General features: G+C 72.8%; 20 protein-coding genes. 6 read left to right on the forward strand and 14 right to left on the reverse strand.

What is annotated here, in order from left to right; all coding sequences use genetic code 11:
• Positions 1-24 precede the first annotated feature (24 nt).
• Complete coding sequence (gene mptA / locus R7226_RS04245; RefSeq protein ID WP_318595792.1) at positions 25-1026, forward strand: GTP cyclohydrolase MptA; 1002 nt, start codon at positions 25-27, stop codon at positions 1024-1026.
• Here mptA and pgsA read toward each other — a convergent pair.
• Genes pgsA through R7226_RS04260 form a run of 3 tightly spaced genes read right to left on the reverse strand, consistent with a single transcriptional unit; the run spans position 1023 to position 3172 of the window.
• Positions 1023-1595: a CDP-diacylglycerol--glycerol-3-phosphate 3-phosphatidyltransferase gene (gene pgsA / locus R7226_RS04250; protein ID WP_318595793.1), complete on the reverse strand. Its 573-nt coding sequence runs from the start codon at positions 1593-1595 to the stop codon at positions 1023-1025. The genes mptA and pgsA overlap by 4 nt on opposite strands.
• 15 nt (positions 1596-1610) lie before the next feature.
• A complete protein-coding gene (locus R7226_RS04255) occupies positions 1611-2429 on the reverse strand; it encodes an ABC transporter permease (protein WP_318595794.1) in 819 nt (272 codons plus the stop codon).
• Positions 2426-3172: an ABC transporter ATP-binding protein gene (locus R7226_RS04260; RefSeq protein ID WP_318595795.1), complete on the reverse strand. Its 747-nt coding sequence runs from the start codon at positions 3170-3172 to the stop codon at positions 2426-2428. Before R7226_RS04260 ends, R7226_RS04255 begins: the two co-directional genes overlap by 4 nt.
• Positions 3173-3287: 115 nt before the next feature.
• On the opposite strand from R7226_RS04260, the gene R7226_RS04265 reads away from it, so the two are divergent.
• Together R7226_RS04265 and clpP are read left to right on the forward strand one after the other, a co-directional pair.
• Positions 3288-4289 carry a zinc-dependent alcohol dehydrogenase family protein gene (locus R7226_RS04265; protein WP_404827771.1) on the forward strand — a complete coding sequence of 334 codons (1002 nt, stop codon included), beginning with the start codon at positions 3288-3290 and terminating at the stop codon, positions 4287-4289.
• Positions 4290-4357: 68 nt separating this feature from the next.
• A complete protein-coding gene (clpP, locus tag R7226_RS04270; protein ID WP_318595796.1) occupies positions 4358-4939 on the forward strand; it encodes an ATP-dependent Clp endopeptidase proteolytic subunit ClpP in 582 nt (193 codons plus the stop codon).
• A gap of 45 nt (positions 4940-4984) precedes the next feature.
• Here clpP and R7226_RS04275 read toward each other — a convergent pair whose 3' ends face one another.
• The 4 genes from R7226_RS04275 to fdhD form a co-directional block, all read right to left on the reverse strand.
• A complete protein-coding gene (locus tag R7226_RS04275; RefSeq protein WP_318595797.1) occupies positions 4985-5785 on the reverse strand; it encodes a fumarylacetoacetate hydrolase family protein in 801 nt (266 codons plus the stop codon).
• Between the two features lie 44 nt (positions 5786-5829).
• Positions 5830-6987 (reverse strand): SLC13 family permease, encoded by a 1158-nt coding sequence (locus R7226_RS04280; protein WP_318595798.1) that lies wholly within the window; start codon positions 6985-6987, stop codon positions 5830-5832.
• Positions 6988-6997: 10 nt separating this feature from the next.
• A complete protein-coding gene (locus tag R7226_RS04285) occupies positions 6998-7441 on the reverse strand; it encodes a hypothetical protein (RefSeq protein ID WP_318595799.1) in 444 nt (147 codons plus the stop codon).
• A gap of 72 nt (positions 7442-7513) precedes the next feature.
• The gene (fdhD, locus tag R7226_RS04290) at positions 7514-8296 is read right to left on the reverse strand and encodes a formate dehydrogenase accessory sulfurtransferase FdhD (RefSeq protein ID WP_318595800.1); all 783 of its coding nucleotides are present in this window, start codon (positions 8294-8296) and stop codon (positions 7514-7516) included.
• Between the two features lie 60 nt (positions 8297-8356).
• On the opposite strand from fdhD, the gene R7226_RS04295 reads away from it, so the two are divergent.
• Positions 8357-10366, forward strand: coding sequence for a HAMP domain-containing sensor histidine kinase (locus tag R7226_RS04295; protein WP_318595801.1), 2010 nt, complete (start codon positions 8357-8359; stop codon positions 10364-10366).
• Here R7226_RS04295 and R7226_RS04300 read toward each other — a convergent pair.
• Positions 10264-10956, reverse strand: a complete 693-nt coding sequence (locus R7226_RS04300) for a response regulator transcription factor (protein WP_318595802.1) — start codon at positions 10954-10956, stop codon at positions 10264-10266. The two genes, R7226_RS04295 and R7226_RS04300, sit on opposite strands and share 103 nt — an antisense overlap.
• Positions 10957-11020: 64 nt before the next feature.
• Between R7226_RS04300 and R7226_RS04305 the strand changes: the two genes are divergently transcribed.
• Positions 11021-11362 (forward strand): DNA-binding transcriptional response regulator, encoded by a 342-nt coding sequence (locus tag R7226_RS04305; protein WP_318595803.1) that lies wholly within the window; start codon positions 11021-11023, stop codon positions 11360-11362.
• Between the two features lie 27 nt (positions 11363-11389).
• On the opposite strand, the gene R7226_RS04310 is transcribed toward R7226_RS04305, so the two are convergent.
• The 5 genes from R7226_RS04310 to R7226_RS04330 all read right to left on the reverse strand — a co-directional run bounded on the left by R7226_RS04310 (position 11390) and on the right by R7226_RS04330 (position 17640).
• A complete protein-coding gene (locus R7226_RS04310) occupies positions 11390-11641 on the reverse strand; it encodes a hypothetical protein (RefSeq protein ID WP_318595804.1) in 252 nt (83 codons plus the stop codon).
• 76 nt (positions 11642-11717) lie between these two features.
• Positions 11718-13691: a GMC family oxidoreductase N-terminal domain-containing protein gene (locus R7226_RS04315; RefSeq protein WP_318595805.1), complete on the reverse strand. Its 1974-nt coding sequence runs from the start codon at positions 13689-13691 to the stop codon at positions 11718-11720.
• A 174-nt stretch (positions 13692-13865) separates the two neighbouring features.
• On the reverse strand, positions 13866-15020 hold the full coding sequence (locus tag R7226_RS04320; RefSeq protein ID WP_318595806.1) for a sensor histidine kinase: 1155 nt from the start codon (positions 15018-15020) through the stop codon (positions 13866-13868).
• A gap of 55 nt (positions 15021-15075) precedes the next feature.
• Positions 15076-15723, reverse strand: coding sequence for a response regulator transcription factor (locus tag R7226_RS04325; RefSeq protein WP_318595807.1), 648 nt, complete (start codon positions 15721-15723; stop codon positions 15076-15078).
• A 12-nt stretch (positions 15724-15735) separates the two neighbouring features.
• Positions 15736-17640, reverse strand: a complete 1905-nt coding sequence (locus R7226_RS04330; protein ID WP_318595808.1) for a putative bifunctional diguanylate cyclase/phosphodiesterase — start codon at positions 17638-17640, stop codon at positions 15736-15738.
• Positions 17641-17941: 301 nt separating this feature from the next.
• Here R7226_RS04330 and htpX point away from each other — a divergent pair, with 301 nt between their 5' ends.
• On the forward strand, positions 17942-18877 hold the full coding sequence (htpX, locus tag R7226_RS04335) for a zinc metalloprotease HtpX (protein WP_318595809.1): 936 nt from the start codon (positions 17942-17944) through the stop codon (positions 18875-18877).
• 43 nt (positions 18878-18920) lie between these two features.
• On the opposite strand, the gene R7226_RS04340 is transcribed toward htpX, so the two are convergent.
• A complete protein-coding gene (locus R7226_RS04340; protein ID WP_318595810.1) occupies positions 18921-20060 on the reverse strand; it encodes a hypothetical protein in 1140 nt (379 codons plus the stop codon).
• Positions 20061-20149 lie beyond the last annotated feature (89 nt).

The raw sequence follows: 20149 nt of genomic DNA on the forward strand, positions 1-20149 counted from the left end.
CGCATCGCTACCCTTGCTGGCACGATGTCCGACTCCAGCACCGTCAGCTACCAGGGCCCAGACGTCCAAGCTCAGCTCCCGCCGCTCGAGATCAGCCTCTCGCGCGTGGGCGTTACCGGCGTCGAGAAGGTCATCCGCATCAGGCAAGATGGCACCGAGCAGCTCTATTACGCCAGACTCGAGTGTTACGTCGACCTCGGCCCGCAGCAGAAGGGCGCGCACATGTCGCGCTTCGAGGAGGTCGTCAACGAGGCGATCGGCGAGGTGATCCTCGGCGAGGCGACCTTCCGCGCCGAGACGCTGGCCCAGCACGTCGCCGAGCGCGTGCGCGAGCGCCAGGGCGCGCGCCGCGCGGAGGTCACGATCACCGCGCGCTACCCGGAGCACAAGCCGGCGCCCGTCTCCGGCATCAACACGCAGGAGATCTACACGCTGTTCGGCTCGGCCGTCGCCTCCGAGCGCGGGACGCGCCGCCTCGTCGGCGTCGCCGCCGCCGGCATGACCGCCTGCCCGTGCGCGCAGCAGCTCGTCCAGGGCGCCTCGCGCGAGCGGCTGCTCGCCGACGGCTTCAGCGAGGCCGAGGTCGAGCGGATCTTCGAGCACGTCCCCGTCGCGACGCACAACCAGCGCGGCCTCGGCACGCTCCACATCGGCCTGCCCGAGCACAGCGACGTCGACATCGACGCGCGCGTGCTGCTGGAGATCGTCGAGAACTCGATGTCGTCGGAGATCTACGAGCTGATGAAGCGCAGCGACGAGGGCGCGGTCGTCGAGAAGGCCCACCGCCGGCCCCGCTTCGTCGAGGACTGCGTGCGCGAGATGGTCAGAGGGGTCGTCGAGCGCTTCGGCCACCTCGGCGACGACACCTTCTTCTCCGCGCACCAGAAGAACCTCGAGACGATCCACCAGCACAACGTCGACGCGGAGCGCTTCGGCCTGCTCGGCGAGGTGCGCCGCGAGCTGGCGACCGGCGAGCACTCGCCGACGCACGTCTCGCGCCGCGCCTGGCTGGACGGGACCGCTTAGGCGCTCTCGGCGCCGCCGCGTCCCGCGGCGCGCGCTCTGTCGCGCGCGCCGAGCGTGCGGCGGAGGCCGAAGAAGTAGTCGGCGCCGGAGGCGACCGTGACCGCGACCGTCGCGTAGACGAGCAGGTCGACCCAGACGCCGCCGTCGGCCAGGATCAGCGCCATCACCATCGCGATCTGGAAGCAGGTCTTCAGCTTCCCGAAGAAGCTCGCCGAGATCACGACGCCCTGCGAGGTCGCGGCCATCCGCAGCGCGGTGACGGCGAACTCGCGCGCGATGATCACCATCGCGACCCACGCGGCAACCCGTTCGAGCGAGACGAGCGCGACCAGCGCCGCGATGATCAGCAGCTTGTCGGCGATCGGGTCCATCAGCTTGCCGAAGGTCGTGATCGCGTTGCGCGAGCGGGCCAGATAGCCGTCGAGCATGTCGGTCAGCGAAGCGGCGGCGAAGACGACCGCCGCCCACAGATCGCCGTTCGGCGTCTCGCCGAGCAGCGCGACGACGAGCACCGGCACCAGCAGGATGCGCAGGACCGTCAGGACGTTGGGGACGTTGACCGGGAACATCTCGCCCCCGGCAGGCTACGCCTTCAGCTTCCGTCCTGTGCTGAACAGCCAGCTGCTCCAGGCGACCATCACCGCGGCCAGCGCCGCCATCACGCCGAGTGACAGCCACACCGACACGTCGCTGACGCCGAGGAAGCCGTAGCGGACGGCGTTGATGACGAAGAACAGCGGGTTGACGTGCGAGATCTCCTGCCACGGCGACGGCAGCGTGTCGACCGAGTAGAAGGTCCCGCCGAGGAAGCTGAGCGGCACGATCACGATGTTCTGCACGAAGCTGGCGTGGTCCCACGACTGCGCGTAGACGCCGACGATCACGCCCAGCGACGAGAACAGCACGAGCGCGAGGAAGACCGCCAGCACCAGCTCGAGCGGATGCTCGACCGGGACCGAGACGACCGGCAGCGCCAGCAGCACCAGCGCGATCGCGATCAGCAGCGCCCGCACCGCGCCGCCGAGCGAGAGGCCGAGGTTGACCTCCCAGCTCTTCATCGGCGAGGCGAGCACGTCGTTGATGTAGCGGTCGAAGCGCGCCTGGAAGACCGACGAGCTGTTGTTCGAGTAGGCCGCCTGGACCATCGCCATCGTGACGAGGCCCGGCACGATGAAGACGTCGTAGTCGACCCCCTCGACGCCGCTGATGCGGCTGCCGAGCGAGAGGCCGAAGACGAGGATGAAGAGGAACGACGAGACGACCGGGGCGGCGATCGTCTGCTGCCACAGCTTCAGGACGCGGTTGACCTCACGGCCGCTGAGCGCGATCAGGCCGCGATGGCGGTCGGCCAGCGAGCCAGTCGGAGCGGTCGCCTCGGCGGAGGCCGGATCGATCGCGCTCATGCGGCCGCCGCCATCGCCTTGACGTAGACGTCGGCGAGAGTCTCGACGCCGTAGTGGGCGCGCAGCCCGTCGGCGGAGTCGCGCGCGAGCAGTCTGCCGCCTCTGATCAGCGCGATCTCGTTGCACAGCTCCTCGGCCTCTTCGAGGTAGTGCGTCGTCAGCAGCACCGTCGTGCCCTCGCCGTGCAGCCGGCGGATGTACTGCCACAGGTCGAGCCGCAGCTCGAAGTCGACGCCGGCGGTCGGCTCGTCGAGGATCAGCAACGGCGGCTCGTGCATCAGCGCGCGGGCGATCAGCAGGCGCCGGCGCATGCCGCCCGACAGCTTCGGCGCGCGCGTCTTCGCCTTCCCGCTGAGGTCCATGATCTCCATCATCTCGGCGGCGCGGCGCTTCGCGTGCGCGCGGCTCATCCCGTAGTAGCCGCCGTGGTAGAGGAGCGTCTCCTCGACGTCGAGGAAGCGGTCGAGGTTGATGTCCTGCTCGGCGAGGCCGATCAGTCTGCGCGCCTCGGCGACGCGGTGGTCGCGGCCGAAGATGCGGATCTCGCCGCCGGTCGTGCGGATCAGGTTGCAGACGGCGCTGATGAGCGTCGTCTTGCCCGCGCCGTTCGGGCCGAGCAGCCCGAAGAACTCGCCGGCCGGGACGGTCATGTCGAAGCCTTCGAGCGCGAGGAAGCCGTCGTCGTAGCGCTTCGTCAGCCCGCGCAGCTCCAGCGCGGGCACAGAGGTGGTTGCGTGCTCCATCACCTTCGAAGGTAGACGATCGGCCGTCGGCGATCCGGCCGCTTTTCCCCACCAGATCGGTCGAGAACGACGCGCCGGTGGCGTAACGCGCGTCGGCGGCGGGGATGCTCGTCCCGTGCGCGCGATGGTGCTCGACTCGCCCGGCCGGCCGCTGCGCGCGGCCGAGCTGCCCGACCCGCGGCCGGGAGCGGGCGACCTGCTGCTGCGCGTGCGCGCCTGCGGGGTCTGCCGCACCGACCTGCACCTGCGCGACGACGAGCTGGACGCCGGCCACCTGCCGCTCGTGCTCGGCCACCAGATCGTCGGCGAGGTGGTGGCGGCCGGCGCGGAGGTCGCCGGGGCGCGCCGCGCGCAGATCGGGTCGCGCGTCGGCGTGCCGTGGCTGGGCTGGACCTGCGGCCGCTGCCGCTACTGCACCAGCGGCCGCGAGAACCTCTGCGCGCAGGCGCGCTTCACCGGCTGCGACCGCGATGGCGGCTACGCCGAGCTGACCGTCGCCGACGCCCGCTTCTGCTTCCCGCTGCCCGACGCGGCGGCGGTGACCGACGTCCAGCTCGCGCCGCTGCTGTGCGCCGGCCTGATCGGCTACCGCGCGCTGCGGATGGCCGGCGACGCCGAGCGGCTGGGGCTGTACGGCTTCGGCGCGGCCGCGCATCTGATCTGCCAGGTGGCCGTGCACGAGGGCCGCGAGGTCTTCGCGTTCACGCGCGAGGACGACCGCGTCGGCCAGCGCTTCGCGCGCGAGCTGGGCGCCGTCTGGGCCGGCGGCAGCGCCGAACGACCGCCCGAGGAGCTCGACGCGGCGCTGATCTTCGCGCCCGTCGGCGCGCTCGTGCCGCTGGCGCTGCGGGCCGTCGCGCGCGGCGGCACCGTCGTCTGCGCCGGCATCCACATGAGCGACATCCCCTCGTTCCCCTACGTCGATCTGTGGGGCGAACGGACGCTCAGATCGGTCGCCAACCTCACGCGCAACGACGGCGAGGAGTTCCTCGCGCTCGCGCCGCACGTGCCGCTGCGGACCGCCGTCACGACCTATCCGCTGGAGGCGGCCGAGCAGGCGCTCGCCGACCTGCGCGCGGGCGCCTTCGAGGGCGCGGCGGTGCTGGAGATCGCCTGAGCGCGCGATCTGCCAGAGTTGACGCGCAGTCCTTTACCGCCGCGCCACCAAGGAGGTCCGATCCGCACATGCCCCTCGTCCCGATGGTCATCGAGCGCACCGCGCGCGGCGAGCGCGAGTTCGACATCTACAGCCGTCTGCTCAACGAGCGGATCATCTTTCTCGGCACCGCCGTCGACGACCAGGTCGCGAACCTGATCGTCGCCCAGCTGCTGCATCTCGAGTCGAGCGATCCCGACAAGGACATCTCGATCTACATCAACTCGCCGGGCGGCTCGATCTACGCCGGCCTGGCGATCTACGACACGATGCAGTTCATCAAGCCCGACGTGCAGACGATCTGCGTCGGGATCGCGATGTCGATGGGCTCGCTGCTGCTGATGGGCGGGGCGAGAGGCAAGCGCATGTCGCTGCCCAACAGCCGCATCCTGATCCACCAGCCCTCCGCGGGCTTCGAGGGCCAGTCGACGGACATCGAGATCCACGCGAACGAGATCCTCAAGACGCGCAAGCGGATCGACGAGATCTACGCGCACCACACGGGTCAGCCCGAGGAGAGAGTGCACGTCGACATGGAGCGCGACCGCTTCTTCAAGCCGGACGAGGCCGTCGAGTACGGCCTGATCGACCGCGTCATCCACAAGCACTGACGGCCTGAGCGCCGGCCGCCGCGTCGCGGCGGCCGCCTTCCGCGCCTACGCGATCGTGTGCTCGATCGCGCCGAGGCGCTCGATCTCGATCCGCACGACGTCGCCGTCGGCGAGCAGACGCGGCGGATGCATGTGCTCGCCGACGCCGCTCGGCGTCCCCGTCAGGATCAGGTCGCCGGGCTCCAGCGTGATCGTCTCCGCGATGAAGTCGACGAGCGCACGGCAGCCGAAGATCAGGTCCGACGTGCGCGAGTCCTGGCGCGGCTCGCCGTTGACCCAGCTGCGGATGCGGAGGTCCTCGGCCGCCGCCACCGGCAGCTCGTCGACCGTCGTGATCCACGGCCCCCACGGGCAGAAGGTGTCGGCGCCCTTCGCGCGCGTCCATTGCGGCTCGCTGCGCTGCAGGTCGCGCGCGCTGACGTCGTCGGCGACCGCGAAGCCGGCGATCTCGCCGCCGCCGCCGAGCACGATCGCCAGCTCGGCCTCGTAGTCGAGCCGCTGCACGATCGCCGGGCGGCGGACCGGGCCGCTCGGCGGCGCCGAGGCGCTCGGCGGCTTCGTGAAGACGATCGGTCTTCTCGGCTGCTCGCGACCGCTCTCGGCAGCGTGCGCGGCGTAGTTGAGGCCGATCCCGAAGATCGCCCGCGGCTGCGGCACCGGCGCCAGCAGGCTCACGTCGGCGAGCGCCCAGTCCGGCCCCGCCGCCGGCGTACGATCGCCGCTGGCGAGCCAGTGGCGCACGCCGTCGGGCGCCGGCTGGGCGGAGAACGCGACGATGCGGTCGTCGCGCACCTCGCCGGCGAGCGGCAGGTCGACGCCCGGGGGCAGGAAGGTGGCGAGCTTCATGGTGGGAGCCTAGAGGGTCACTGCCGCGGCGAGCAGGGCGCGCGCTAGATCGAGAGCGCCACCCACAGGGCGGTGGTGCCGAGCAGCAGGCCGGGCACGACGGTCGCGACTCCCAGGCGCAGGAAGGTGCGCCATTCCGGCGCGTCGCCACGAGCTCTGCGCAGGACCCGCTTCCACAGCAGCGTCGCCAGCGACCCGGTCCAGGTCAGGTTCGGCCCGACGTTGACGCCGATCAGCGCGGCCAGCAGCGGGCCGGTGCCGCGGTCGGCCAGTATCGGCAGCAGGATCAGCGTCGCGGGCAGGTTGTTGATCGCGTTCGCCAGCAGGGCCGCGACGGCGGTCACGCCGAGCAGCGCAAGCAGCCCGTCGCCGCGCGGCACGATCGCGTCGACGGCGGTGTCGAGCCCGAGCGACAGCGCGATCGCGACGGCGACGCCGAGCGCCAGCACCCCGAGCAGGAAGCCGGGGCTGGCGGCGTGCAGCAGCGCGGCCGGCGAGGTGCGCCGCGTCGCGAGCGCGGGGACGGCGAGCACGAGCGCGCCGGCCGCCGCGATCCAGGCCGGGTCGACGCCGAGCGGCGTGCTGAGCACGAAGCCAGCGAGCGTCGCCAGCACGACCGTCGCCGCGAGCGCCGGCGAGCCGCCGCGGTCGCCCTCATGGCCCGGGGCGCCGGCGCCGCCCGTGCCGCGTGGTGGCGCCAGCGCCGCGGCCGGCACGCGTTCGGCGGCCACCGCCAGGTCGGCGGCGAAGAAGCGCCGGAAGACGACCCACTCGACCGCGATCACCGTCAGCCACGGCAGCGCCATCAGCGCGGTGAACTCGAGGAAGCCGATGTCGGCCGTGTGGAAGGCGAGCAGGTTCGTCAGGTTGGAGACCGGCAGCAGCAGCGACGCCGCGTTGGCGAGGTGGACGCAGGCGTAGACGTGCGGGCGCTGCGGCAGCCGCAGCAGCGCCGCGCTGCTCAGCACGACCGGCGTCAGCAGCACCACCGTCGCGTCGAGCCCCAGCACCGCCGTGACCGCCGCGGCGAGCGCGAAGACGAGCGCCAGCAGCCTGCGTGCGCCGCCGTCGGAGTGGGCGGCCAGCAGCCGCCCCGCCGCCGCGAACAGCCCTTCGCGCTCGCACAGGTGACCGAGCACGAGCACGGCGGCGAGAAAGCCGAGCGTCGGGGCGAGGGTGTGGACCTCGTCAGCGACGCTCACAAGCGGAGCTTCATGCGACCGGCGTCTCCTGCTCGTCGTCGACCGCCTCGACGTGCGTCACCGGCGGACCGATCCCTCTCGCCTTGCTGACGAGGTCGAGGTGCAGCCATCTCGACACCCGCTTCGGCAGCGTCGAGATCACGATCTCGTCGTAGTGCGCGAGGTTGACGGCGTCCTCGATCGCCATCAGCGGCTCAGAGCTGCCGACGTTGCCGGTGACCGGGGCGCCGGCCGCGGCGGTCAGCGCCGGCAGCGCCGCCTCCAGCGTCCGCTCCGCCTCGCCGAAGTCGCCGTCCTGCGGGTCGACGACCTTGTGCAGGCCCGGCGGATGATGCGGGACGACGAGGTGGAAGGTCGCGGGACCGCGTGCCGCGCGTGCCCGCACGGCGTCGAGCAGCCCTTCGGTGGCGGCGGTGCGGTTGGCGACGAGCAGGATGCGAGCGGGTTCCGGCATGGCGGGCACCTCCGGCGTTGGCGTAGCGGTCGCGAGGGACGCTGATGGGAGCATGCCCGCGGTGCCGCGCCGCTATGCGACGCGCTGCTCTCCGGAGTAGACGTTGACGCGGCCGCCGCGGGCGAAGCCGCACAGCGTCAGCTCGCGGTCGCGCGCCAGCTCGACCGCGAGCGAGGTCGGCGCGCCGACGCCGACGAGCACCGGAGCGCGCGCGAGCACGGCCTTCTGCACCAGCTCGAACGACAACCGCCCGCTGACGCACAGCAATCGCTGACGCAGCGGCAGCTCTCCGCGTTCCAGCGCCCACCCGACGACCTTGTCGAAGGCGTTGTGGCGGCCAACGTCCTCGCGCACGCACAGCAGCTCGCCGTCCCAGCCGAACAGGCCGGTCGCGTGCAGGCCGCCGGTGCGCGCGAACTCCGGTTGCACGAGCCGCTCCGGCAAGGCCGCCAGCAGCGTCCGCGGCAGCGGTTCGAGGTCGGCGTCGAGCGGCAGCGGCGGCGCGTCGACGGCGACCTGTTCGATCGCGCCCTTGCCGCAGACGCCGCACGAGGAGGTCGTGTAGAAGCTGCGCGAGCCGGGATCGCGCAACAGCGGGCCGGCGACCTCCACGGCATTGACGGCGAGGTCGGCGGTCGGGCCGACCCGCGGCCAGCGGTCGATCAGCCCTTCGCCGTGCAGGAAGCCGGCCGCGAGCAGCTCGTCGTCGCCGGGCGTGCGCATCGTGACGGCGAGCGGACGGCCGTCGACACGAATCTCCAGCGGCTCCTCGACGGCGACCAGATCAGGCTCCCCATCGCGCTCGATCGCCGCGTGCATCCCCCGGATTCGGACCTCCGCGGCTCTGTCCGGCATGTGACGATCGTACGCGCCCCACTCGGAAGTTGGTTTCTCGAGCTGTACCGTTGAACTGGCATGCGCCGCAACGGAGGCCTGCGGAGGAGACTCCTCGTCGGTATCGGGACGTTGACCGTCCTGTTCCTCGCCGTGCTCGGGGTGATGCTGTTCGCGATCCACGAGCTGCGCTCGACCGACCAGGCGGCGCAGAAGACGGCCAACGTCGTCGTCCCGACCAGCCGCGTGCAGGCGAAGCTGACCGAGCTGGAGACGGCGATGCGCGATCACGTGGAACGACGTGACACGCCCTCTCGCCAAGCGCTCGACGATGCGATCGGGAGGCTGCGCGGCGCGCTCGACCGTCTCGACGCCGCGCTCGTCAGCGGCGCCGACGACCATCCCGCCGCGGCCGGGATCGCCGCCGAGGCCGCGAACACGCGCGCCTTCCTCGACACGACCGTCGAGCCGATCCTCACCGACAGAGAGATATCGCTCGGCGACGGCGAGCGATCCTCCGACGCCGAGCGCGAGGCGGAGGAGATCGGCGTCGCGCTCAACCGGCTCGTCGAGACCGGTCGCGCGACGCTGCTGCCGCGGCGCGAGCAGACCGGCAACCTCGCGCAGTTCGCCGAGTTCGTCGGGATCGCCGGCATCGTCTTCACGCTGCTGCTGCTGGCCGGCTGCCTGCTCTACATCCGCCGTTCGGTGCTGGACCCGCTGCGGCGTGTCGGCGAGGCTGCGCGCGCGATCGCCGACGGCGACCTGAAGGTGCGCGTCGAGGACGAGCACGGCGAGTCAGGCGAGGTCGCCGAGCTGGCGCAGACCTTCAACCGCATGGCCGCGTCGCTGGAGGAGAACCGCGACGCGATGCAGCGTCAGAACGCCGAGCTGGAGAGCCGCGGCGCCGAGCTCGTCGACGCCGTCCGCTCCGCGCGCGAAGGCGCGAGCGTGCTGCGCGCCGTGCTCGACGCGACCCCCGATGCGATCGCGCTGCTCGATCGCGACGGCCACGCGATCGTCGACAACCCGCCGATGCGCGCCGTCCGCGCCGCGTTCGGCGCGCGCGCGACGGCGATCGACCAGGACGGCACGCTCGTGCCGCTCGACGCCGCCGCCGCCGGCGACCAGGGCCGCGAGGCGCGCGACGAGATCACGCTGCTCGGCACGCGGCGCGCCTTCGCCCGCTACGCGACGCCGGTGCGCGACGGCCACGGCCGCCAGATCGGCCGCCTGCTGGTGCTGCGCGAGGTGACCGGCGAGCGCGAGGCGGAGCGCGTCAAGGAGGAGTTCTTCGCGCTCGTCTCGCACGAGCTGCGGACCCCGCTGACGGCGATCCTCGGCTACGTCGAGCTGGTGCTCGGCGAGCACTCCCACCCGGATGCCGACACGGCCGAGCAGCACCGCTACCTGGAGATCGTCGAGCGCAACGCCCAGCGGCTGCTGCGCCTGGTCGGCGACCTGCTGTTCGCCGCCCAGGTCGAGTCGGGCTCGCTGCTGCTGGAGCCCGACGTCGTCGACCTCGCGCAGATCACGCGCGAGGCGGTCGAGGCGGCCCGCCCCCGCGCCGAGGACGCCGGCATCCTGCTCGGCGCGCAGATCGACGAGCTGCCGCAGTCGGTCGGCGACCGCGACCGGCTCGCGCAGGTGCTCGACAACCTGATCTCCAACGCGCTCAAGTTCACGCACAGCGGCGGCCACGTCGAGGTGCGGCTGAGCACCGAGGGCGCCGACGCTCGCCTGGAGGTCGCCGACACCGGCGTCGGCGTCCCGCCGGAGGAGCAGGCGCGGCTCTTCGACCGCTTCTTCCGCGCCTCCAACGCGACGACGCGCGCGGTGCCGGGCGTCGGCCTCGGGCTGATGATCGTGCGCGCGATCGTCGCCGCGCACGGCGGCACGATCTCGGTCGCGAGCGAGGTCGACGCCGGCACGACCTTCACGGTGCGACTGCCGCTGCGGCCGGCCGAGGCGCCCGAGGACGGGCGCGTCTACTCGGACGCGACCGGAGGGCGATACCGGTACCCGAAGCCGCGCACCGTCTCGATCGGCGAGGGCGCCGCCGCGTCCCAGCCGAGCTTGCGCCGCAGGTAGCCGACGTACAGCTTGACCTGGTCGCCGCCGAAGCCCTCGGTGTCGCCCCACACGAGCTCGAGCAGCCGGTCGCGCGCGAGCGTCTCGTTGGGGTGGCGCACGAACGCCGACAGCAGCTTGAACTCCAGCGGCGTGAGTTGCACAGGGCGGCCGTCGACGGTCACCTCGCGGCTCACGTAGTCGACCATCACGGTCGCGTCTCTGTACGCGGGGCGCACCTCCGGCGGGCCGCTGGTGCGGCGCAGCAGCGCCTCGACCCGCGCCAACAGCTCCTGCCGGCCGAACGGCTTCGTGACGTAGTCGTCGGCGCCGCCCTTGAGGCCGCGCACCTTGTCGAGCTCGCCGGCGCGTGCGGTCAGCATCAGCACCGGCACCTCGCAGAGGTCGCGGATCCGCTCCAGCGTCTGCCAGCCGTCGAGCTCCGGCATCGTCACGTCGAGCACGACGAGGTCGGGCGTCGACGCCTGCACGAGCCGCAGCGCCTCCAGGCCGTTGCCGGCCTCCGTGACCGCATGACCGGCGCGTTCGAGCAGAACGCGCACGAGCCTGCGCACGTCCTCCTCGTCCTCGACGACGAGCACCTCAGCCATTCTCACCCTGCCTTCCATACCAGATTCATGCACGCTCGAAGGACGTTCGCCGGATGATCCGACGATGGCCAAGGTCCTGATCGCCGAGCCGTCCGCTGACGTGCGGGCGCTGCTCGAACGTTCGATCGTGCGCCTCGGTCACGAGGCGGTGACGCTCGATCGCAGCCGTGCGGACGGGGGCGACGGGGAGGTCGACGTACTGCTGCTGGAGCCGGCCTTCAACGGCGGCGTCGAGCTGGCGCAGCTGCTGCGCAGCTCGCAGCCGCAGCTGGCAATCGTGATCTGCAGCATCTTCCCACCCAGCCCGGAGCTGTCGGAGCTGTCTCCGATCGCCCACGTGCTGAAGCCGTTCCAGCGCGACGCGCTCGAGCACGCGCTGACGGCGGCGGTCGCCGCGACCTCCTGACGACGCCCTCGTCCGCAACGTGCCGCGCTACGCCGCCGGGGGCGTCGGGTCGGTGGGGCCCGCGGCCGTCGGCGGCGCCGGTCTGGCGGCGTCGGGGCCGGGGGCAGGGTTTCTGCCCGGGGTCTTGAGCGCGTCCGCGGCCGCTCTCGCCTTGTCCTTGAAGCTCCCTCTGCCGGTCGCGGCCTCCTTGACCTCCTGCAGGTCCTCCTTCAGCGAATCCATTCCGCCGCGTCTGTCTATCGCCTGCTTGGCCTTCTCAGCCAGCTTGTTGAACTTCACCGGTCCGGTCCTCCTGAACGTCGTGTTGGGGGTCGGGGCCTCCCTGAGGATACGAAGTACCCGTCCGCACCGAGAATCAGGCCAGCCGCGCCGCCAATGCTCGTGCGCCCATGTGCGCGATCGCCTGGATCGAGACCTGCGGGTTGACGCCCGGGGCGCTCGGAAAGGCCGCGCCGTCGAAGACGTAGAGGTCGCGCACGTCCCAGGTCTCTCCGTTCGGCGCGACCGCGGAGGTCGCCGCCGAGCCGCCCATCCGCGCCGACCCCATGATGTGGAAGGAGGCGTAGTGGGTCCGGCCGGCGCCCCAGCCGCAGGCGTCGACCTCACGCAGGAAGCGCTCCCGCGCGGCGTCGCCGCCGCCGTTGCCGCCCGGCTCGTACGCGACGAAGCGGCTCTGCGAGCTGAAGACCCGCCGCGCTCCGGCCGCCTCGTGCATCCGCGCCGCGCCCTCGACGCCGCGGCGCATGTGGCCGAGGTCGTAGCGCGACAGCGCGTAGCGCACGACCGGCTCGCCGTCGCGCCCGACGCGCACCTCGCCGCCGTCGCGATCGCGCAGCAGGACGCCGAACGCGACCGAGCTGGAGAGCGCCTGCATCAGCTCGTGGTGGGCGGCGCTGCCGCGCCAGGGGAAGAACGGGACCGCCAGGTGCGGCAGCGCGGCCGCCGTCTCGTACTTGACCCCGTAGCCGCCGTCGAGGTCGCGGTGCTGGTCGGAGTAGAGCGCCTGCATCGTGCCCTCCCACGGCCGCAGCTCCTCGTCGTAGACGCCCCAGACGGCGGTCGCGGGGTGCAGCTTGAGATGGCGGCCGACGTGCTGGTTCTGCAGCCCCGAGCGCTTCAACAGCGCCGGCGTGTGCAGCGCGCCGGCCGCCGCGACGACCGCCCGCGCGCGGACCGTCACGCGCTGGCCGGCGGCGGTGCGCGCCTCGACGCCGCGGGCGGCGCCCTGCTCGATCCGCACCCGTTCGACCTTCGTGTCGACCAGCAGCCGCGCACCGGCCGCGTCGGCGTCCTGCAGCCACGTCTTGACGACCGACTGCTTCGCGCCGCGGCGGCAGCCGAGGCCGCAGCTGCCGCAGTCGACCCCCTGGTCGCAGCGACCGTCGACGTTGCGCGGCATCGCGTCGACGTGCCAGCCGAGCGCGAGCGCCCCGGCGCGCAGCTTCTGGTCGCGCGTCGAGGGGTCGTTGTGCTCCTGGTTGACGCCGAGCCGTTCGCAGACGGCGTCGAGCGCGGCGTCGTAGTCGGCGCCGGTGAAGGCGGGGACGCCATGCGCGGCCCACTCGGCGCGGACCTCGTCCGGCGTGCGGAACGAGGTCGAGTAGTTGACGACCGTGCCGCCGCCGAGGCAGGCGCCGGCGATCAGGCCGACGCTCTGGTCGTGCGTCGCGGTCGGCGAGCCGGAGTACATCCGCGTCAGCGCGTTCAGCTCGCCGCCGTCGAAGTCGCCGTCGTCGAAGTAGCCGCCGCCCTCGATCACGAGCACGTCGAGCCCGGCGGCGCTCAGCACCGCCGCCGCGACTCCGCCGCCGGCGCCCGAGCCGACGACGACGACGTCGCAGTCGAGCGTCGTCTCACCGTCGATCGCCAGCGGTCTCAGCGCCTTCGGCGGCGGGTCGGCCAGCAGCCCGAGCGGACCGGGGTAGCCGATCGTCTCCCACACCGGGTTGGCGCCGCCGCCGGCGCCCGGCAGCGCGTAGTACATCAGCAGCGCGCCCTTGCGCAGCGCCTGGAAGGCCGCCCGCCGCTGCGGCAGGCGGCTGTCGCCCCACGACAGCAGCGCCGCCTCGCGCTGCTGCTGCTCGAGCGCGCTGAAGCGCCGCCAGCGATGGCCGATCGCGTACGTCAGGGCCGGGGACTCCCACGCGCTCAGCAGCTGCTTGAGCTCCCGCTGCGCCGCCGCCCGCGGATCGCGCGCGACGAGCTTGGCGACGGCGGCCGGCACGCCCAGCTCGCTCGCGCTCGGCAGCCCGTCGCCGGACGGGCAGAAGGTGTCGCAGATCGCGGCGAGCGCACGGCCTTGGCGCGCGCTCAACGTCAGCTCGGGCATCGCGGCTCTCCTCCTCGCTGGGCCGGCGCGAGCCTACCTCAGCACGAGCACTGCGTGGGCTGCAAGGTGTGCAGCCGAAGAAGGCCGCCCCACCGGTCCGCGTACGACCTCCGTGCACGCGGACCGGCCGTCCCGGGGCGTGAGCGGCACCTTAGCCCTCCCGTCGGTGTGATTTCAGGATGGGTGCGGGATGCGCACGCGCACGAGCGTCCCCTGCCCGGGCTCGGATGCGATCTCCAGCACGCCGTCGAGCGCCTCGACGCGCTCGGTCGCCGACGCGAGCCCGATGTGACCGTCCAGCGGCGCGCGCCGCAGCCGCGCCGGATCGAGGCCGCGACCGTCGTCGGCCACCTCCAGCTGCAGCTCCGCCGGCATCTGTCGCACGCGCACGGTCACGTGCGCGGCGTTGGCGTGCTTGGCGACGTTGATGATCAGCTCGCGCGCGAGCGAGAACAGCAGCTGGTCGTAGGCCCCGGCCGCCTGCTCGTCGACCTCGACCTGCCAGTCGAAGCCGGCCCGTCTGCCGGCGTGCTCGGCGACCGCCTCCAACGCGGCCGCGAGGCCGGCGTGGTCGAGCGCGGCCGGGTAGAGGTCGAAGACCGCGTCGCGCAGCTGCGCGATCGTGCGGTCGAGCCCGTGCTGGACGAAGGCGAGGTCGCCGCCGCCGGCCAGCTCGTGGCGGGCGGCGAGCAGGTTCTGGACGGCGTCGTCGTGGAGCGCGCCGGCGAGCCGCCGTCGCTCGCGGTCCTCCGCGTCGAGCGCCTGCGCGACGAGCCTGCCGCGGTCGGCCGAGAGCCGCTGCACCTCGTCGCTGCGGCGTGCCAGCACGCGCGCGAGCAGCACCGCGACGATCCCCATCCAGACGAGGTACAGCGCCTGCGTCAGCTCGAAGTCGGCGGCGTCCTCGGTCGGGTACAGCAGCGCGATCGCGAGGTAGGCGACGACGACGGCGAGCGAGGCGGCCGCCGTCAGCGCCGGCCGCAGCAGCAGCGCCGCGCCGATCGGCAGCAGGAAGAAGGCGTAGCGCAGCTGCGAGTACGGGCCGCCGGAGGTGTAGGTCAGCGCCCACAGGAAGGCGACGTCGAGCAGCGCCAGCAGCCGCGCCGGCAGCTGCGGCGCGCGCGGCCAGTAGGCGAGCGCGAGGGTCAGCAGCGCGTAGACGGTGGCCGCGGCCAGCAGCGGGCCGAACGGGTCGCTGCGCGGGCTCGGGTGCGCGACGAGCCGCTCGCCGAGGTAGATCGCCGGCAGCGCCGCCAACCGGATCAGCGCCCACATTCGCACCGCCTCGCGCGAGGGGCCGCCGGCGACGGCGACGGCGGGCGCGCTCATCGCGTCGCCTCACGCGAGCGCGGGCACGGGCAGCGCCGCCGGCCGGCGCGCGCGCTCATTCGAGCAGGCCGCGGCGCATCGCCTCGGCGACAGCCGCCGCGCGGTCGGAGACGCCGAGCTTCTCGTAGAGGCTCTGGAGGTGGCCCTTGACGGTCGCCGGGCTGAGGTGCAGCAGCCGCCCGATCTCGGGCGCGCCGCGTCCGGCGGCGACGTGCCCGAGCACCTCGCGCTCGCGCGGCGTCAACAGCGGCCGATCGTCGACCTGCCGCGAGCGGACCTCGGCGGCGATGCCGGCCTGCGCCTCCGGCGAGAGCACCGTCTCACCGCGCGCGACGGCCGCGATCGCGTCGCCGATCGCGCCGCGGTCGGACTCCTTCGAGAGGTAGGCGGCGGCGCCGGCGCCGACCGCCTGGAAGACGATCGCGCTGTCGAGGTAGGCCGACAGCAGCAGCACGCGCGTCGGCAGCTCGTCACGTCTGACGGCGGCGACGACCTGCAGGCCGTCGAGCTCGGGCATCTTCACGTCGATCACGGCGACGTCGGGGGTCAGCTCGCGGATCGCCTCGAGCGCCGCGCGGCCGTCGGCGGCCTCGCCGACCAGCTCGAAGTCGGGCCGCTCGCGGATCGTCCGCACGATCGCCTCGCGGAAGAGCGGGTGGTCGTCGGCGACGAGCACCCGCACGCGGGGAGTGGAAGCGCTCACGCCAGCGTTGTATCAGCCCGGCGGGCCGGCGCCCCGGGCGGCGAGCAGCGCGGTCGCGTCCGCGGCGGGCGCCGGGCGGCCGAGGTGGTAGCCCTGCAGGTGCGTCGCGCCCAGCTCTCTCAGCAGCTCCAGCTGGTCCTCGGTCTCGACGCCTTCAGCGGTGACGAACAGGTCGAGCCCGCGCGCGAGGCCGATCATCGCGGTCACGATCGCGCGCGCGTCGGGGTCGGTGCCGAGGCCGGCGACGAACTCCCTGTCGATCTTGATCGTCTCGATCGGCAGCCGCCGCAGGCGCGCGAAGCTCGACCAGCCGGTACCGAAGTCGTCGAGCGCGACGTGCACCCCGAGCGCCGCCAGCGCGCCGAGCGAGCGCGCCGCCCGCACGTCGTGCTCCAACAGCGCCGTCTCCGTCACCTCGACGGCCAGCAGCGCCGGCTCGAGGCCGCTGTCGGCGAGGATCCGCCGCACGCGCGCGACCAGCTCGGGGTCGAGCAGCTGACGGGCGGAGAGGTTGACCGAGACGGTCACCGGCGTCTGCTCCGCGGACCAGCAGCGTGCTTGCGCGGCGGCAGTCGCGAGCGCCCAGTCGCCCAGCTCGATCATCAGGCCGGTCTCTTCCGCCGCGGGGATGAAGCGCCCCGGCGAGACGCAGCCGAGCTGCGGGTGCTCCCACCGCATCAGCGCCTCGAAGCCGACCACGGCGCCGCTGCCGGCGCGCACGATCGGCTGGTAGACGAGCCGCAGCTCGTCGCGTGCGAGCGCGCCCCGCAGGGCGGTGTGGAGCGCGAGCTGCTCAGTCGCGCGCCGATGCAGCTCGGCGCTGTAGAGGCGCGTCGCGACGCCGTCGCGCTTGGCCTCGTAGAGCGCGCTGTCGGCGCGGCGGACGGCCTCCTGCGCGTCGAGGTCGGCACCGGCGAGCGCTATCCCGAGGCTCGCCGAGATCAGGTGCTCGCCGCTGTCCGGATGCTGCAGCGGGTGCTCCAGCGCTCCGTGCAGCCGCCCCGCGAGCCGGCGCGCGCCGTCGGCGGTGATGCCGTCGGCGACGACGACGAACTCGTCGCCGCCGAAGCGCGCAACGGTGTCGCCCGGGCGCACGGCGCCGGCGAGCCGGTCCGCGACCTCGCGCAGCACCCAGTCGCCGACCTCGTGGCCGAGCGAGTCGTTGACGAGCTTGAAGTGGTCGAGGTCGCAGAAGACGACGGCCGCCTCGCTGCCGGTCCGCCGTGAGCGCGCGAGCGCCTGTGTGAGGCGGTCGATCAGCAGCGCGCGGTTGGGCAGGCCGGTGAGCGTGTCGCGCGTGGCGAGCCGCTTCAGCTCGGCGTGGGCGCGGTAGCGCTCGATCGCTATCGCCGCGAGGCGGCTCGCCTGGCGGATCAGCCGCAGCTCGCCCTTGCTCGGCATCCGCGGCGCGGTGTAGTAGAGCGCGAAGGTGCCGAGCACCGCGCCGGAGGCGTCGAGGATCGGCGCCGACCAGCAGGCGCCGAGGTCGTTGCCGCGGGCCAGCTCGCGCCACTCCTCCCAGCGCGGGTCGCGCTCGACGTCGACGACGATCACCTCTCTGGCGTGGTGGGCGGCACTGCCGCACGAGCCGACCTCCGGCCCGACGACGGTCCCGTCGAGCGCGTCGACGTACGCCTGCGGCAGGCTCGGCGCCGCGCCGTGGCGGAGCGTGCGCGTCTCGGCGTCGAACAGCAGCAGCGAGCCGATCATGCCGTCGGTCTGTCGCTCGATCCCGCGCACCAGCTCGGTCAGCACCTGCTCCAGCGGCGCCTCGCGCAGCATCAGCTCGTGGACGTCGTAGTGGGCGGCCAGCATGTGGTGCGCCCGCCCGAGGTCGAGCAGCTGCGAACTCTCCTGATTGGTCGAGAGTCTTCTCCGTCCTTTGCCGCCCGCACGGCTTCTGACCGCTTCCCCCACAGGAGGAATGATCCGTGATTGGCGCGTTTGCAGACAGATATGCGCCAAGTCTCGGCGCGTCGGCGCTCCCATCCGATCGGAGGGGAGCCGATCGGAGGGGGCGAACCACCCGCAGCTCGGGCCGGACGACGCCTGCGCCCCACGCCCCTGAAAGGCCATAGTGATTGCACGCCGGTGGGGCAACGCGTCGGGGCCTGACGCGCCACCGGCGCCTCCAAGGCCACGCGGCGCGCCGGCCCCATCTCTGACTCCCGGCGCGCCGCGCGGGCCGTGTTTCAGACGACAGGAGCCGGTTCCCACGATGCGCAGTCCGTCCACCTTCGGCCGCGACACGGGCCTTCAGGTCCGGATGATCCTCACGCTGTTCCTGCTCGGCGCCGTCTACGTGGTGCTGATGGGGGCGGTCGCCGCCTCCGGCATCGGGATCGGCGCCGCGGTCGCGATCGCCGGCGGGCTCTTCTTCGTCCAGCTGTTCGCCTCCGACAAGCTCGCGCTGCGCGCGATGCACGCGAGAGTCGTCTCGCCGCAGGAGGCGCCGCAGCTGCACGCGATGATCGAGCGCCTCTGCGTCCAGGCCGACGTGCCCAAGCCGCGGATCGCAATCGCGCAGACGTCGGTCCCGAACGCCTTCGCGATCGGCCGCTCGCGCAGAAGCGCGACCGTCTGCGCGACGACGGGGATCATGGAGCTGCTGGAGCCGCACGAGCTGGAGGGCGTGATGGCGCACGAGCTCGCGCACGTGCAGCATCGCGACGTGATGATCATGACGGTCGCGTCGTTCTTCGCCTCGATCGCCGCGTTCATCCTCCAGTGGGGCTTCCTGCTCGGCGGCAACAACCGTGAGAGCCCGGGGATCCTGCCGCTGATCGCGGTCTCCTTCGCGGTCTACGCCCTCTCGTTCTTCCTGATGCAGCTGCTGTCGCGCTACCGCGAGTTCGCCGCCGACCGCGGCGCCGCGATCATCACCGGCCGCCCCAGCGCGCTCGCCTCAGCGCTGATGAAGATCAGCGGCTCGATGAGCCGCGTGCCGCAGCGCGACCTGCGCGCCGCCAGCGAGATGAACGCCTTCTTCATCCTGCCGGCGTCGCCGCGCAGATCGATCGGCGGCCTCTTCGCCACGCATCCGCCGCTGGAGAAGCGGATCGCCGCGCTCGCGAGACTCGAGTCGCAGTTGCAGTCCCGCCCACCCAGCGATCTCCCGCCCGCGCGCGGCTACCGCGAGCTGACGCGGCCCTGAGACTGCTCAGGGCCGCGCCCGCCCGCGGTCGCCGGCGCGGCGCTCAGATGTAGCGCAGCGCCAGCGTCGTCACGACCGAGTTGACGTCGAACCACTGCCCGACCGCCGTGCACTCGGTGCTGGAGCGGCAGTTGATGCCGCTCAGGATCGCGCCCGTCGCGCCCGCGGGGCTCGGCGTCGCCTCGACTCTCCAGCTGCCGGAGGTCCCCAGCTCGGCCAGCGACGCCAGACCGCTGCCTGAGTAGGAGTAGCCGACCGCGGAGCAGTGCGTGCTCGAGGTGCAGGAGACGCCGAGGAGCAGCGCACCGGTCGCGCCGCCGGGGATCGCCGGCGTCTGCGTCGCCCAGGTCGTCGTGGTCATCCGCTCGATCAGCGGCGCATAGGTGGTCCCGTTGCTCCAGCTGCCGACGGCGGTGCAGGCCGTGCTCGACGTGCAGGAGACGCCGGTCAGACCCGCGTTGACCGACGTCGCCGGGTCGATCGTCGTCATTCTCGTCCAGTTGGTGCCGTCCCACGCCAGCGCGTAGGTCTTCTGACCGCCGGAGTCGGTGAAGCTGCCGACCGCTATGCACGCGGTGCTCGACGGGCACGAGACGCCCGACAGCTGCGCGCTCGTGGCGCCGGCCGGGCTGGCCGGCGTCGTCTGCACCGTCCAGCTGCCGCTGGCCCACCGCAACGCGAGCGTTCTCTGAACGCCGCCCGAGTCGATGTAGCTGCCGACGGCTGTGCAGAGCGACGACGACGAGCACGAGACGCCGGCGAGGAAGCTCCCCTGCGATCCCGACGGGTTGGGCGAGGGCTGCCACGCCCATGCGCTCGTCCAGCGCTCGACGAGCGTCTTCGGCACGCCGCCGTCCTCGTAGTTGCCGACCGCCGTGCACTCGTTGGTCGCCGTGCACGAGATTCCCTGCAGGTCGGTGACGGTCGCGCTGGTCGGGTTCGCTATCGACCCGAGCGCCCAGCTCGTCCCGCCCCACGCCTGCGCCTGCGCCAGCGTGCCGCTGCCGTTGTCCCAGCGGCCGACTGCCTGGCAGTTTCTCAGCGCCGGACAGGCGACGCCGGTGAGACTGCTCGATATCGCCGTGCCCGGGTTGGCCGCGGTCTGCGTCGACCATGTCGCCGCCGACGCAACCGACGGCGCGGCCACCGCGGCCGCCGCGAGCACGACGACTCCAAGGCTCATTCGCCCCATCTCTTCCCCCATCGCTCAGTGCCCGCGGGCAAGAAGACGCGCGGGCATTTCCCCAAAATCCGGCCGATCATATCGCACCT

The sequence above is a fragment of the Conexibacter stalactiti genome, assembly GCF_033542075.1.
GTDB lineage: Bacteria > Actinomycetota > Thermoleophilia > Solirubrobacterales > Solirubrobacteraceae > Conexibacter > Conexibacter stalactiti.

Bases quoted from the DNA above. Each gene is read 5' to 3' on its own strand.
- R7226_RS04340 (WP_318595810.1), bottom strand. From the start codon at position 20,060: ATGAGCCTTGGAGTCGTCGTGCTCGCGGCGGCCGCGGTGGCCGCGCCG.
- R7226_RS04275 (WP_318595797.1), bottom strand. From the start codon at position 5,785: ATGAAGCTCGCCACCTTCCTGCCCCCGGGCGTCGACCTGCCGCTCGCC.
- R7226_RS04305 (WP_318595803.1), top strand. From the start codon at position 11,021: ATGGCCAAGGTCCTGATCGCCGAGCCGTCCGCTGACGTGCGGGCGCTG.
- pgsA (WP_318595793.1), bottom strand. From the start codon at position 1,595: ATGTTCCCGGTCAACGTCCCCAACGTCCTGACGGTCCTGCGCATCCTG.
- R7226_RS04260 (WP_318595795.1), bottom strand. From the start codon at position 3,172: ATGGAGCACGCAACCACCTCTGTGCCCGCGCTGGAGCTGCGCGGGCTG.
- R7226_RS04295 (WP_318595801.1), top strand. From the start codon at position 8,357: ATGCGCCGCAACGGAGGCCTGCGGAGGAGACTCCTCGTCGGTATCGGG.
- R7226_RS04285 (WP_318595799.1), bottom strand. From the start codon at position 7,441: ATGCCGGAACCCGCTCGCATCCTGCTCGTCGCCAACCGCACCGCCGCC.
- htpX (WP_318595809.1), top strand. From the start codon at position 17,942: ATGCGCAGTCCGTCCACCTTCGGCCGCGACACGGGCCTTCAGGTCCGG.
- clpP (WP_318595796.1), top strand. From the start codon at position 4,358: ATGCCCCTCGTCCCGATGGTCATCGAGCGCACCGCGCGCGGCGAGCGC.
- mptA (WP_318595792.1), top strand. From the start codon at position 25: ATGTCCGACTCCAGCACCGTCAGCTACCAGGGCCCAGACGTCCAAGCT.
- R7226_RS04300 (WP_318595802.1), bottom strand. From the start codon at position 10,956: ATGGCTGAGGTGCTCGTCGTCGAGGACGAGGAGGACGTGCGCAGGCTC.
- R7226_RS04320 (WP_318595806.1), bottom strand. From the start codon at position 15,020: ATGAGCGCGCCCGCCGTCGCCGTCGCCGGCGGCCCCTCGCGCGAGGCG.
- R7226_RS04255 (WP_318595794.1), bottom strand. From the start codon at position 2,429: ATGAGCGCGATCGATCCGGCCTCCGCCGAGGCGACCGCTCCGACTGGC.
- R7226_RS04315 (WP_318595805.1), bottom strand. From the start codon at position 13,691: ATGCCCGAGCTGACGTTGAGCGCGCGCCAAGGCCGTGCGCTCGCCGCG.
- fdhD (WP_318595800.1), bottom strand. From the start codon at position 8,296: ATGCCGGACAGAGCCGCGGAGGTCCGAATCCGGGGGATGCACGCGGCG.